The sequence below is a fragment of the Streptomyces argenteolus genome (assembly GCF_042902585.1).
Classification (GTDB): domain Bacteria; phylum Actinomycetota; class Actinomycetes; order Streptomycetales; family Streptomycetaceae; genus Streptomyces; species Streptomyces argenteolus.
On sequence record NZ_JBIBEG010000004.1, the window covers coordinates 178,272 to 191,277 of the forward strand.

The following is a 13,006-nucleotide window of genomic DNA, read 5'->3' on the forward strand; positions in this document are numbered from 1 at the left end:
TCTGGTGTGGTGGGCGCGACCCCCCCCGCAGACGCCCGTGACTCCCGGGCGAGCGCCACCCCCCCCCCCCCCCCCCAAACCCCCCCCCCCCCCCCCGCCCCGGGGGGGGGGCCGGGGGCCGCCGGCCCCACCGGTCGGGGCCACGCCGGACGACCGTCCCTGCGTGAGAGCGGATCACCGCAGCGGCTGTCTACGGTGATCCGCAGGGTCCGTCATCTCGGCGCTCCGAGCCGGTCGCCTGACCCTGGGCATCCGCTGCTGCCGAGGCAACCCCAGTGCGACCCGGGAGGACGCGTCGCAGCGGCAGGCCGGGTTTCCGCGCACGTGCCGGCAAGGGCCTTCTTGTCTTCCTCACCCAACCACTCGGGATCTGGATCCGCGTCGCAGCTGACGGCGAACCCCCGGCCCTCACTGATGAGCATCCGGGGATGCCTCAGCTTCCGACCTTTCCGGCCACGATCTGTTCACCTCGTGTGGCGTCGACCACGATCGGGAGACCGTCCGGTACGTGCCCTTCGAGATCCCTGAGCAGGTCGCTGATCGGCGGAAGTCCGCCCGGACTGCGGACATGGACGTACAGGGTCCTTGACTGCGCGTCGACGCTGGTGACGGCCGCGCCGGGAGTGTGCGACAGCCACCTCTGTGCGCTGCTCCTCGTCTGCGAGGTCCAGTTGGCCAGCAGCACCGTGGCCACCGTGTTGGCGCCCAGAGGCAGCAAAACGGCCACGAACAGCAGGCTGAGCATGAGATAGGCGCGGCGCGGGACCCAGCGGTGGTGCCGTTGGGCGGCGCGGGGCAGCCCTAGGGCGGCGAAGACGATCATGCCGGCGAAGACCAACGCGAAGAGGTTGGACAGGAAGAGCACCAGGGCGCCCAGCGCGAGCCACCACGACGTCTGGCCGGCGCATACACCGGTGACCACCAGGGGTGGCACCAGGGAGATCGCGATCGCCACCCCGGGCAGCACCGCGGCGACGTCCTTACGGGCCAGAGCCACCGCGCCGGCGAAGCCGGTGGCCAGAGCGGCGATCAGGTCGAGCAGCCCAGGCGAGGTACGGCCGGCGATCTGGCTGTTCGACAGCAGGTCGTAGGTGCGGGGCACGACCATCGAGGCCGCCACACCGACGACGACCACCAGGAGGCAGCCGAGTGCCACGAAAGCGACCGCCGTGCTGCTGCGGCGCTGCACGGCGGCCAGCGAGATGCCCATGATCGGGGTCGACAGTGGTGCGATGATCATGGCACCGATGACGGTGGCGGTGGAGTCCGTCAGGATCCCGCCGGCCGCGATGACCGAGGACAGCGTGAGCATCGTCCAAAACGCCGACTGCTTCGCCCTGCTGTCCCCCGACGAAAGGTCCAGATCCTCCGACAAGTCGTCCGAGGAGCGACGCTGGTGGTCGGGAAGGATCTTGGTACGCACGTGGCCCCACATGCGCCCAGTATCCGGGCGGGCGTCCGTACGGGACGGCCGGACACGACGCGCGTTCGAGCTGTGTCAGCAGCCCGGCCATGTCGCCACGCGTCACGGCACGCACGGGACGCTCGGCGACATGAGCCGGCAGTCGGACACAGGCCGCGACCGACTGCGTTCGCTACCGGTCAGGACGCCCGTAGCCACAGCGCCCCCTCCGCTTGACCGCGCGTATGACCTGCGGTCCGGCGGCGGGATCCGGTGAGCGGACCGCAAGCCGGTCGCCGATACAGGCACGGTCCGGAAGCCAAGGGCTGTCCCGTAATCGCTGGTGGATCAGCGCGCGGCGTCAGCTGCGGTGCATCGCAAGGCGGAGGGGCGTTCGCATACTGGATGTATTCGGGCGTTCCGACAACGCGGCGAGGTGCCGTAGCTGTCGTCGTGCGCCCGCCAGGGATTACGGGACAGCTCTAGGGGCGGGGGGCAGTATTCGCGGTCGTGTCGGTCCAGGCGATCTCGAAGTACGTGAGGCGTTCGTCTTGTCCGGCCGGCTGCATGCCGGCGGCCGTCATGACGTGCTGCGAGGCGACGTTGTCCCGGTCGGCGTCCCCTTTCACACAGGTGACGCCGCGTGCCCGCGCGAACGACAGCAGTTCACGGAGGGCTTCGGAGGCGTACCCCTCGCCTCGCGCCGAGGGGACGAGGCCGTAGCCGATCGTGACGCTGCCGTGCGCGTCCGCGGGTCCGTGGAAGCCCAGGCCGCCGATCGTCCGGCCGTCCTCCCGGCGCCGGATCTCGTAGTTGCCGAAGGGCTGGGAATCGCCGGTGCTCGCACACGTGCCCAGGAAGCGTCTGGCGGCAGCCACATCCCCGGCGGCGGGGTATCCGGGCGCCCATCGGGCGCCGCTGTACGGCTCACCCGCCGCCGTTCGCTCCGCCTCGCTTACGGTCATCGGATGAAGCACGAGCCGCGCTGTCACAAGATCGTCCATGTCAGGAAGGAGTATCACGCGGTGCGATGCACCCGCATGGGGATTATCCGACGCGACAGCGCCCCGCCTCGGTCGGCGACCGTAGGCGCAGGAGAAGCGCGGTGTGCACAGGGACGGGCCGTTCGCGGTCGAGCCGGTGGCCAAGCAGCCGTAGGGCGGTGCGGTGGGTGGACAAGCCGATCACGGCGGGTGACCCGCACCAGGTCCTGCCGCGGTCCCGCCGTGGACGACTGACTGCCCCGGAACCACCTCGCCCGGTTCGGCACGGACCTGGTCGACGACGTGCTGGACCTGGGACAGGTCTTACCCGACCCACCCACAAGCACCGCTGCCCGCCCTGCGAAACGCGGCTGAAGCCGCGCCTGTCGAGTGGCGGCTGCACCCCCGAGGTGCGCTCCTCGCGGGCGGTCGAGCGCAGGTGCGCCGCTGGCATCGGGTCGGTTCCAGTTCCTGGACGCGACCGGGGCCGGCCTTCCGCTCGATCTCGCGGTTCCGCCACAGCCACCTGGACGCCGGTCCGCGCGGACTATCTTCTCCGGCATGGATCATCAGGGAGGGTTTCGTCGGGCAGCGCTTGAGCTGGGCATCCCCGACGAGGAGATCAGCAGATTCAGCCAGTACCTTCGTTTGGCGATCGGACTGTCCGGGGGTGGCGATGGCTCGCCGGTCGGGCACATCGGGGGGTTGCCCCGGCTGCCGGTGGGCATGAAGTGGCCGTACGCCGGGGACATTCCGTTGCCGTTGCTCCTTTCCGTCGACTGTGGGGCGCTGCCGAGGGTCGACGGCTTCGACCTCCCGGCGGACGGGACGCTGCTGTTCTTCGTCCACCAGGAGATGGACTTCCGGGAATGGCGGGGCGATCCGGGACAGTACGCGCGAGTCGTGTATGTGCCGGACGACGCCGAGACTGCAGTAGCGGAACCCCCCGACTCCGTGTGTGTCCGCAAGCAGATCGACGTCCGCGCCGAGCTCGGAGCCGAACTACCCCTTTGGCTCGAGGAGGGCGACGAGGACTGGCACGAATTCTGGGAGGATCTGGAGTGGGACGACATGTCACCTTTCCAGCAGCAGCTGGCCCGGTACCTGGAGCGTGAACTGCCGCACCTGGACGAACTTCGCTCGCTGGCCCACCGCCTCTGGCCTTCCGGCGCCTACCTCGTCATCGGCGGGTATGCCGATGACGAGGCGACGGTCGGCAGGATCGCGGCGAAGACCCTGGCGAAGGGAGAGTGGTTTTCCTTCCAGGACGAGGACGCGCTCCGACTGGCGGGCGAATGGATACCGCTCGCCAGTGAAGGCCGGGTCTACACGGAGTACTACACGAGATTCGTGATCCGCCACGAGGACTTGACCGCTGCCCGGTGGGACAAGACGCTCACCGTGACCCATTTCGAGGCCCCGTGACCGGGGTCGACGCGCTGCTCCGGAGGACAGGCCAAGGCTGGTCACAACGGGCGGGCAGGGCCTCCGCACCGTAATCACGACCGGGCCGGGAGGCTTCCTGCTTCCAGTAGGGGAACGGTGGCGCAGGAGTCGCTCTGATTCACACACCGGACCGGACTCCTGTCGGTACGCCGCCGCGCTACTTCTTCAGGTCCTCGCACTCGCCGTGCAAGGTGGCTCCTGCGAGATCACGGTGCACGCTGTGGCCCCCCGGGTGGTGCGGACCGGCATGAGCGCCGCAGTTCGTGAGAACGCCGACGTGGCAGCAGCGATCGAGGCGGACACTGCCCCGGGGCGCTGCGGCGAAGTCTCCGACCTCGCCGCAATGGTGGCCTTCCCGGCCGCCGACGAAGGCCGCCGAGGGGCGTCCAGGTCATCGAGGTGAGCGGCGGGTACACGATCTGAGCTTGTCGTTCAATGTTCTGACCTTCGGCCTTGGGCGCAGCGGAGCCGTCGGACGCGCGACGCCAGTACCGAAGAGGGCGTGCAGAGCCAGTCCACGACGGTGCTGGTCACGGCGAAGTAGTGAAAGCTGACTTGCCTGTGTTCCCTGTCCACCAGGGCCGGCGCGCCATCGCGGTAGATCCAGCGGAGGTAGCGGCTGCGCAGGTGAGCCCCTGCCACGAGAAGGACCGGGGAGACGACGACGGCTGCCAGGGCCACGCCCGCCCTGACGGTCGTCACCTTGGCAGTCCGATCGATGCGCACGGCCTCATTGTCGTCGGTGCGGGCCGAGTTCCACCGGACGGCGTGCGTCGCGGTCGGCACCCTCCCTGCGGCGTGCGGGCGGACTGCAGGCCTCGACGTCAGCGAGGACATGTCCCGCGTCATGCCGGATGGCCGGACGGTGATCCGGGCCCGGAGGCCGGCAGCTCCGTTGCGGGGCCACGAAAAAGGTAATGGGGGCCGGGGTGGTGCGGGAACGGGAGGTGGTGGCGGGCGGGGCAGCGGCCGGAGGCGGCGCGAGAGCAGCGCGGGGTCCGTCAGGGGGACTGACAAAGACGTCATTAACGCTCCTAAGCTCGAAGAAGTCAAGGGCCCGGAGCCCATGGCTTTCCTCTCGCCCTGCCGGGGGCTCGAGCCGGCCTGTCCGGACGCGGGCCATGGTCCCCGCACTCGCCCCATGAACCCCGTACGGGAGAACTCATGATCCACACCCGCGGGCTCACCCGCACCTTCCGCGCCAGGGGAGCGACCGTCGAGGCGGTGCGCGGCCTGGATCTCGACATCGAAGCCGGCTCCGTGGTCGCCCTCCTCGGCCCCAACGGCGCCGGGAAGACCACCAGCCTGCGGATGCTGACCACCCTGCTCCGGCCGACATCGGGTACCGCTGTCGTGGCCGGTCACGACGTGCTGGCCGACCCCTCGGGCGTCCGTCACCGCATCGGCTATCTCGGTCAGGGCAACAGCGCCGGCAGCAACTTCCGGGTCGGCGACGAGCTGGTCGTCCAGGGCCGCGCGTACGGCCTGAGCCGCGTGGAGTCCCGCGCCCGGGCACAGCGGCTGCTCGGCGCACTCGAGCTGGAGGGCCTGGCGAAGCGGACGGTGGCGACCCTCTCGGGCGGCCAGCGCCGACGTCTGGACATCGCCATGGCTTTGGTCCACGAGCCGCAGCTGCTCTTCCTGGACGAGCCCACCACCGGGCTCGACCCGCACAGCCGCGCCAACATCTGGGAACACGTGCTTCGGCTGCGCGAGGAGCTCGGCACCACGGTCGTCTTCACCACCCACTACCTCGAGGAGGCGGATCTGTGGGCCGGACGGGTCATGGTGGTCGATCACGGCCGGGTGATCGCCGACGGTTCCGCCGAGAGGCTCAAGGCCGACCTGGCCGGCGACCGCATCACCCTGGGGACCGCCGGGTGTGCCGACGCCGAGCGGGCCGTCGCGCTCGCCCGCGCCCTGCCCGCCGTTCACGAGGTCAGTGCCGAGGGCACGCAGGTGCGGGTGCGCACCCCCCGGGGAGACACGCAGCTCCCGGTTCTGCTGCGGCATCTGGAGGCGGCCGGGGTGCGGGCCCTCACGGCCCGGCTCAGCCGCCCGACCCTGGACGACGTCTTCCTCCACTTGACCGGCCGCACCCTGTGGGAAAGCGCCGACGCCGACGTCCCGACCGTAACGCACGACGGAGCCTGACCATGAAGGTACTCACCGATACCCGCACCACGTTCGCGCGCGAGCTGGGTCCCGAGCTGCGTCAGCCGGCCGGCCTCCTCTTCACGATGCTGCTGCCCTTCCTCTTCCTCGCCCTCTTCGCACCCCTGCTCTCGGACACGGTCACCTCGCGCGGGGGCACGGGCTCCCCCTGGCAGTGGTTCGTCCCGGGCATGCTCGTCCTGCTGGCCCTGTCCGCGACCGCCGGGGCCGGTGCCTCCCTGCTCAACGAGATGTCCTCGGGGGCCTTCGAGCGCATGCTCGTCACCCCGCTGAACCGGACCGCGATGCTCGTGGGGCGGGCCCTGAAGGAGGTCGTGATCCTGCTGGCGCAGGCCCTGCTGATCCTCGCCCTGCTGCTGCCGACCGACTTCCGGCTCCGGCCGCTCGGCGCGCTCGCGGGTCTGGCGCTGCTCACCGTCTTCGGGGTGGGGATCGGCGCCCTCTCCTTCACCCTTGCGCTCCACTCCCGCAGGCAGCCGACCCTGTTCTACGGGGTGCAGCAGATGATCTTCTTCCCGCTGCTCCTGCTCTCCGGTGTCCTGCTGCCGATCACCCAGGCCTCGGCGCCCACCTGGCTCTTCGTCCTGAGCCGGATCAACCCCGCGACCTATGTGGTCGAGGCCGAACGCGCCCTGTTCGAGGGCCGGTTCGCGGAGGCGAGCGTGGTGTACGGGGTCCTCGCGGCGGCGGCCGTGGCGGCGGTGGGGGTCGTCGCGGGCATCCGTGGCATGCGCCGAGCCTCGGTGTGACGCACCGTCCGCTGTACCGGCCCACCGCCGTCCGAGACCGTACGTGAAGGAGCACCGGACCGTGACAACCGAAACCTTTCCCGGCGCCTTCCGTCTGCGGCCGCGCACCGTGGACGTCTGGTTCGACCCCGCCTGCCCCTACACCTGGCTGACCGCCCGCTGGCTGCGGGAGGCGGCCCGGGTCCGCCCGCTGGAACTGCGCTGGCACCTCATGAGTCTGGCCGTGCTGAACGAGGGCCGGGAGGAAGATCCCGAAGGCGACGCGGAGGGGTACCTGATGGTCCCGGTGCGGATCGCCACCGCCGTGCGGCGCCACCACGGGCAGGAGGCCCTGGCCCGCTTCCATGCCTCGCTGTGGGCCGATCTCAGCTCCCACGGTGCCCTGGGCAGGACCAGCAGGAAGTGGATCAATGATCCGGCGCTTGCCCTGGCGGACGCGAGCCTGCCGGAGCAGCTGGCGGCGGCCGGGACCACCACCGCCTACGACGAGGAACTGCGGGCCTCGCATGCGCGAGCCGTAGGGCTCCTCGGCCCAGGGACCGGGACGCCGGTGGTCGCCGTCGGGGAGCCGACGCGGCCCCTCCGTCACCGGCCGGTCTTCTTCGGGCCGGTGATCTCCCGCGTACCGAGGGGGGAGGAGGCGGGGCGCCTGTGGGACGGGACACTCCTGGTCGCCGGTACTGCCGGGTTCCATGAGCTCAAGGGAAGACCCGCCGACCCGGACCCGGACGTGGGCGGACCAGACGTCGTTCCGGAGTGAGCGCAGCCGTACCGCCGGCGCTTCGGGCGGGGTGCGCGGGAGGCTGCGGGCCTGTGGGGTCAGTAGTCTCCGAGGCCGCCGCAGACGTTGAGGGCCTGGGCGGTGAGGGACGCACCATGCCCCCGGGCCGGTCGCCCGCCTGTTCCTGAACCCGGCGGACGCACATGACATACGGTCGGGAGATCACGGTCTCCGACGGTTGAGGTGGCTCGTCTTGAGGACACACATCCCCTATCTGTTAGCCGTGGCGAGCACCGTAGCGGCACGTCGGGTGGACGAGCGGCTGGCCGCATACGACCTGACGGTGCGGCAGTACGGTTTGCTCTCCCAGCTCTCGCTCGAACCCGAGCTGACCATGGCGGAACTGGCCCGTCAGCTGGGCATCGCCCGGCAGTCGGTGCATCAGCTGGTCGACGAACTCGTCGAAGCCGGTCACGTACGTCGGCGACCGGGTGCGGACAGCCGCTCGCGACGACTGGAGATCACCGACACCGCGCGCTATCTGCTGACCCGGATCGACGGGCCGCTGGAGCGGGTGGAGGCGGAGCTGCTCGGCGATCTCGCCCCAGGAGAGGCCGACACCTTGCGCAGCCTTCTGCAGCGTGTCCTGGCCCACGTCACCGACGACGAGGCCTGGCTGCCTGCCCGCTGACGACAGCCCTGTACGTAGTGATGCGCCGCACCTGTCAGGACTCGGCGCGTACCGGCAACCGGAGGCCGTGCCGAGATCTCGTCTCCACCCTCGCGACCATTCGGCAAGCAGGGGAACGGAAGACCGCCGCTGCGTCGGCAGCCGGCCTGACCCGCGGGTCAGGGCACTCGGCATCCGCCGGACGGACAGGGCACGGCCTCCGCCCCACGCACCGGAAGCACCGACTCCTTCTCGGAGTACTGGCACCTCCGGCCCTTCTACGCGACAGGTCCGGGACTGTCTGCCAGTCCTGGGCCGAGGCATCCGGGATACGTGCGTCCGGCAGCGACCCATCGAGTCCGGGTCGGAAAAACACTTCACGTCACCGCACAGGAGAACATCCACACCGCCATGCTGCCCCGGCTCACCGACCGGACCCACCCGCGCTTCCCCTGGCCGAAGACTCAGGGCCCCCGCAGCACCACGTTCACCGGCAGGCGCTGTGAGCTGGGACAATGTCGTCGTCTTCTCCCCCTCTCCCCCTCCGGAAGGACTTTCTTCACCATGCCGCTGGCTCTGCTGGCCCTGGCTGTCGTTGCGTTCGGCATCGGCACGACCGAGTTCACCACCATGGGGCTCCTGCCCCAGATCGCTGACGGGGTCGGCGTGTCCGTGCCTCACGCGGGCAACCTGGTCTCCGCGTACGCACTCGGCGTCGTCGTCGGCGCCCCCGTGCTCACCGGCATCGGTGCGCGAATACCGCACAAGCGGCTGTTGCTGCTTCTGTCAGGGCTGTTCATCGTGGGGAACACCGCGTCGGCGCTCGCCCCCGACTTCGGAACACTCTTCGCCGCCCGCTTCGTAGCGGGTCTGCCGCACGGAGCGCTGTTCGGCGTGGGCGCCGTCGTCGCGTCCCGGCTGGTCGCTCCCGAGCGGGCGGCGCGGGCCGTGTCGAAGATGTTCCTCGGACTCACCGTCGCCAACATCGTTGGCGTACCCGCCGGCACCGCTCTGGGCCAGCACCTGGGGTGGCGGTCCGCCTACTACGCCGTCGCCGTCATCGGGCTCATAGCCCTTGCCGCTCTCGCTGCTTCCGTCCCTGATCAGCCGCGCGGTGAGCAGTCCGGAATCCGACAGGAGCTGCGGGCGATGGGTAACAAGCAGGTCTTCCTCGGCCTGGCCACGGCCGTGGTCGGATTCGGAGGGTTCTTCGCCGTCTACAGCTACTTGGTGCCGATGCTGACGCACCTGACGGGTCTCTCGGACTCCTCCACCACCCTGGTCCTCGCGCTGTACGGCGTCGGTATGACGGCCGGCACACTGATCGCTGGACCACTCACCGACCGCGCTCTGCGGCCGACCCTCTACGGCGGCCTCGCTCTCCTCGCGGCGGCACTGGTGCTGTTCTACTTCACCGTGCACAGCACGGTGCCCGCTCTGCTCACGGTCACCTTCATCGGCGCGATGGGGGCGCTCATCACCACGCCCGTGCAGATGCTGCTCATGGCCAAGGCGAAGAACGCGCCCACCATGGCAGCGGCCTCGAACCATTCGGCGTTCAATCTGGCCAACGCCGGCGGTGCCTGGCTGGGTGGCCTGGTCATTTCGGCGGGCTGGGGCTGGGCCTCACCCACCCTGGCCGGTGCAGTCCTGGCCCTGGCAGGCTTGGGCCTCGCCTTGGTCAGCAGCCGCCTGGACCGAGGGTCCCACTCCGAACCGTCCTCCACCTCGGGTACGCCCCTCCACACGGGAACGGAGCAGGCCGCAGCGGAGCGATGAGGGCTTCCGCGCGCCCTCCCGCGCACCGGACGTGCGCGGACTCGTCGATCCGTCTCGCCGTGTTGATCAGCTCTCAGAAGGTACGGGTTCCGCGTGGACCGACACGGCGGTCAGATAGAGACCGTCGCTGCTGAGCCGGAGTGTCGGGGGCAGCGTCGAGCGTCAGGCCCCGGTAGCGCGCGTTGAAGGCCCAGCGGACGCCACAGACCCACCCGTCGCGAACCTCCGCAATGGTGGCGACGGCCCATCGGGGGTGCGCTCGTCCATGCCGAAACGGGGGGTGTCGGCACCGGCAGGGAGCCGGAGACCGACCTCGGGAAGGATCTCGAACATGCGGAGGCGGTTCCAACGATCGGCACTCTGCCACAAGCCCATCCTGACCCTCCCCTTGCGGTACGCAGTTGAGACAGCCGGATCATTGAGGTTCTGGTCACGGCAGTAGCGGTCGGGTCGCGGTCCACGTGACGAGTTGCTCACGGACGGGGCCGGGTGGCAGATAGCTGACCAGGCTCTCCAGATGGGCCGTCAGGTTCTTGTGGCGCCGCAGCGTGCGGATCTGCTCGACGGGAAGGTCGTTCCAGTCCTGGGCGAGACCAGCGGCCCGTGAGGGCGTGAGGATCAGTGCGTCAAGCGTGTCGGAGGCCAGCGCCTCGGGACTCCAGTCCGGATCCGTGTCGTCGGGGCCCAGACCGTCGATCACCCACATCCGGAGCGTGAAATCCTGCTGGAGCACCCGCACTGGTTCGCCCCCGGCGTGGGCGAGCATGCGTCGGTTCGCGAGCAGGGACAGCTTCGCCCACTGACGACGGGCTTCCTGGGGATGGCAGGCGTTGTACGCCTGTCCCTGGGCGGCGACGCGTGCCGTCTCAAGTTGCGGGCCGCGGGCACCGGATACGAACGTCTGCAGCTGGTCGAGTGTCCATGTGCTCAGGTCGTGAACTGGTCGAACTCGATACACCTCACCACTCAAGCTCCCGCTCCCCGTCGCAGACACGCCACGCCTGTCGGTGGCCTTGTGCGACCACGCACCGATTCGGGCGAGCTTATCCGCGCGGGCGACACCGACGTCGAGGCATCATCAGATTCTCCCTGGCGCAACCCAAGTCCATGCCCTGGCGTCCTCTTCGGTGACCAGCTGCTACCGATGAATCAGGAGGGCACGTGGCGAAGAAGGACCACACGGCGGACGCGGCGAGGGACAAGGACCGCGAAAAGTGGATGGCACGATTCCAGGTACGGCTGGCCATGCAGCCGGGCGTGGACCGGGCGGTGGTGCTCCAAGCGGTCAAGAACGTCACGACTCACTGCGCGGATACGGGAGAGCACCCGCGAACCGCCTTCGGCGACCCGGACGCGTACGCCGTACAGGCCGCCGCCCAGCTGGTGCCGGCGGACCGGGCAGCGCGCGACAGGAGGCACGACGCCGTGGCGGGGGCACTCGACTCCATACGGAAGAGAGCCGAAGACATCGCCGGGCTGTGAGCGGGCGGAGCTACACCTGTCATGGCCCGGGTACGCTGCCGCCGCGTCACCTCGTGTCGCCGGAGCTGCTGAGCGTCCGCTTCGGTGGCGCCGCACTTCCATTCCTGGCACAAGACAGCGCTCGACGGCCCCACACGGCGGACAGCGAGGACCGGTGCAGCGCCCCCTGCCCGATCCACTCGCCCTGCTACGAGGCGCGTTTTCACGTTCGACGCGACCGCCTGCGCTGCAAGGCTGTCCAGCTGGTAGGCGCCGACGCGTAGATGAGAACGAGCGGGCACCTGAGGCCTGACCGCCCCGCCTGACAACTCAAAGGCCCAGCCGGCTGGAGACAGCTCCAGTGCGTAGTCACAACACCTTTGATCGAGCGCCACAGTTGGGCTACTCGCTGGACGGTCGCCCAGCCGGGCTCATGGCTGCGCTGCTTCGCTGGCGCTCCGGTATTCGGCATTGATGCGCCGGGCTTCCTCAAGCTGGTCCTCAAGAATGATGATCCTGCAGGCCGCGTCGATAGGAGTGCCCTGATCTACGAGTTCCCGGGCGCGAGCGGCGATCCGGAGCTGGTAGCGGGAGTAGCGGCGATGGCCGCCCTCCGAGCGGAGAGGGGTGATGAGTCGGGCTTCGCCGATCGCGCGGAGGAAGCCTTGGGTGGTGTTGAGCATGGCGGCTGCCCTGCCCATGGTGTAGGCGGGATAGTCGTCGTCATCGAGACGGCCGAACGAATCATCTGCTGTCATTTGCACCTCTTCTACGGGAACGCGTGGAGGGGCCCCGGTGCCATATTGCACCGGGGCCCAGAAGGAACTGCTACACCATCCGCCGGCCCTGCTCCTGCGCCGGCCTGTTGTTTCCGCATGTCCGACCTGAAGGGTGTCGGGTTCGCGGGGATCGCGGTTGCTTGACCGGAGACCACCTCACTATCGATGTCCTGCGGTACCCGGACTCATCACTACCGTCCGGGCGATCCTGATGGCGTCTTGCCCCTCCGTTCATCCTCTGTGTCACTTACTGAACTGTCGGTACTGCGTACTGCCGATGGCGGCCCCTGATCACTGCGGGCCACCCGGTGCGGTCGTCAGACCCGTCGCCGACCTGCAAAAACCCTGGCTTCGAGACTCCACCACCGCACCGCTCTGCGTACTGCACTTGCTGACACTTCTGCCGGGCAGTTCGTCCCTGCCCGGCCCTGCTGTCCTTCTGGCTACGAGAGAAACCATAACCAGATCACGACCCAATGTCTACCTTGACCGACATAGATTTTCAGATGCGCGGCAGCAAGGTAGTCCCTCCGGGGCGCGCCCCGGATCCACGGCCGACTCGTCTTGGGATCAGCCAACTGGGCTCACGGCCAGGAGTCACTCCACTGAGTCCGCAGACGGGCCGGGGCCACATCCACCCTGCGCGAATCGAGCACCCGTCGCACCGAGGACCCCGCGTCCCGCCTTGCTGTGACTACGGGTCCTGACCTCCTGGCGTCCGGGGCTGCTGCGGGCACGGCTCACGAGGCACGCCGGAAGCTACGAACGGACTGGTCAGGACAAGGGTGGTGTCGTACTTCCAGTCGGGCATTTTTTACGGCGGCGCGCACGGCAGCCTGCT

The 13,006-nt window shown here is 69.4% G+C and carries 13 protein-coding genes; 8 read left to right on the forward strand and 5 right to left on the reverse strand.

Annotation, left to right across the window (positions count from 1 at the left end):
- Nucleotides 1–433 precede the first annotated feature (433 nt).
- Together ACFY8O_RS16765 and ACFY8O_RS16770 are read right to left on the reverse strand one after the other, a co-directional pair.
- Nucleotides 434–1,423, reverse strand: a complete 990-nt coding sequence (locus ACFY8O_RS16765; protein ID WP_387902863.1) for a DUF389 domain-containing protein — start codon at nucleotides 1,421–1,423, stop codon at nucleotides 434–436.
- A gap of 461 nt (nucleotides 1,424–1,884) precedes the next feature.
- Nucleotides 1,885–2,406: a GNAT family N-acetyltransferase gene (locus ACFY8O_RS16770; RefSeq protein ID WP_387902865.1), complete on the reverse strand. Its 522-nt coding sequence runs from the start codon at nucleotides 2,404–2,406 to the stop codon at nucleotides 1,885–1,887.
- A 540-nt stretch (nucleotides 2,407–2,946) separates the two neighbouring features.
- Between ACFY8O_RS16770 and ACFY8O_RS16775 the strand changes: the two genes are divergently transcribed.
- Both ACFY8O_RS16775 and ACFY8O_RS16780 read left to right on the forward strand, forming a co-directional pair.
- Entirely contained in the window at nucleotides 2,947–3,810 is an 864-nt protein-coding gene (locus ACFY8O_RS16775) for a DUF1963 domain-containing protein (protein ID WP_387902867.1), read from the forward strand.
- Between the two features lie 97 nt (nucleotides 3,811–3,907).
- Nucleotides 3,908–4,234 (forward strand): SDR family oxidoreductase, encoded by a 327-nt coding sequence (locus ACFY8O_RS16780; protein ID WP_387903704.1) that lies wholly within the window; start codon nucleotides 3,908–3,910, stop codon nucleotides 4,232–4,234.
- A gap of 29 nt (nucleotides 4,235–4,263) precedes the next feature.
- Here ACFY8O_RS16780 and ACFY8O_RS16785 read toward each other — a convergent pair whose 3' ends face one another.
- A complete protein-coding gene (locus ACFY8O_RS16785; protein WP_387902870.1) occupies nucleotides 4,264–4,617 on the reverse strand; it encodes a hypothetical protein in 354 nt (117 codons plus the stop codon).
- A gap of 378 nt (nucleotides 4,618–4,995) precedes the next feature.
- On the opposite strand from ACFY8O_RS16785, the gene ACFY8O_RS16790 reads away from it, so the two are divergent.
- From ACFY8O_RS16790 to ACFY8O_RS16810, 5 genes are all read left to right on the forward strand, one after another.
- Complete coding sequence (locus tag ACFY8O_RS16790; RefSeq protein ID WP_387902872.1) at nucleotides 4,996–5,985, forward strand: ATP-binding cassette domain-containing protein; 990 nt, start codon at nucleotides 4,996–4,998, stop codon at nucleotides 5,983–5,985.
- A gap of 2 nt (nucleotides 5,986–5,987) precedes the next feature.
- Complete coding sequence (locus ACFY8O_RS16795) at nucleotides 5,988–6,755, forward strand: ABC transporter permease (protein WP_387902874.1); 768 nt, start codon at nucleotides 5,988–5,990, stop codon at nucleotides 6,753–6,755.
- A gap of 61 nt (nucleotides 6,756–6,816) precedes the next feature.
- Nucleotides 6,817–7,515, forward strand: coding sequence for a mycothiol-dependent nitroreductase Rv2466c family protein (locus ACFY8O_RS16800; RefSeq protein ID WP_387902877.1), 699 nt, complete (start codon nucleotides 6,817–6,819; stop codon nucleotides 7,513–7,515).
- A 244-nt stretch (nucleotides 7,516–7,759) separates the two neighbouring features.
- A complete protein-coding gene (locus ACFY8O_RS16805; protein WP_387902879.1) occupies nucleotides 7,760–8,167 on the forward strand; it encodes a MarR family winged helix-turn-helix transcriptional regulator in 408 nt (135 codons plus the stop codon).
- Nucleotides 8,168–8,710: 543 nt separating this feature from the next.
- Nucleotides 8,711–9,925, forward strand: a complete 1,215-nt coding sequence (locus ACFY8O_RS16810; protein WP_387902882.1) for an MFS transporter — start codon at nucleotides 8,711–8,713, stop codon at nucleotides 9,923–9,925.
- 430 nt (nucleotides 9,926–10,355) lie between these two features.
- Here the strand turns inward: ACFY8O_RS16810 and ACFY8O_RS16815 are convergent, their stop codons facing one another.
- The gene (locus tag ACFY8O_RS16815; RefSeq protein WP_387902885.1) at nucleotides 10,356–10,883 is read right to left on the reverse strand and encodes a hypothetical protein; all 528 of its coding nucleotides are present in this window, start codon (nucleotides 10,881–10,883) and stop codon (nucleotides 10,356–10,358) included.
- A 203-nt stretch (nucleotides 10,884–11,086) separates the two neighbouring features.
- Here ACFY8O_RS16815 and ACFY8O_RS16820 point away from each other — a divergent pair, with 203 nt between their 5' ends.
- Complete coding sequence (locus ACFY8O_RS16820) at nucleotides 11,087–11,407, forward strand: hypothetical protein (protein ID WP_387902887.1); 321 nt, start codon at nucleotides 11,087–11,089, stop codon at nucleotides 11,405–11,407.
- 410 nt (nucleotides 11,408–11,817) lie between these two features.
- On the opposite strand, the gene ACFY8O_RS16825 is transcribed toward ACFY8O_RS16820, so the two are convergent.
- Entirely contained in the window at nucleotides 11,818–12,144 is a 327-nt protein-coding gene (locus ACFY8O_RS16825; RefSeq protein ID WP_145807254.1) for a MerR family transcriptional regulator, read from the reverse strand.
- Nucleotides 12,145–13,006: the final 862 nt, after the last annotated feature.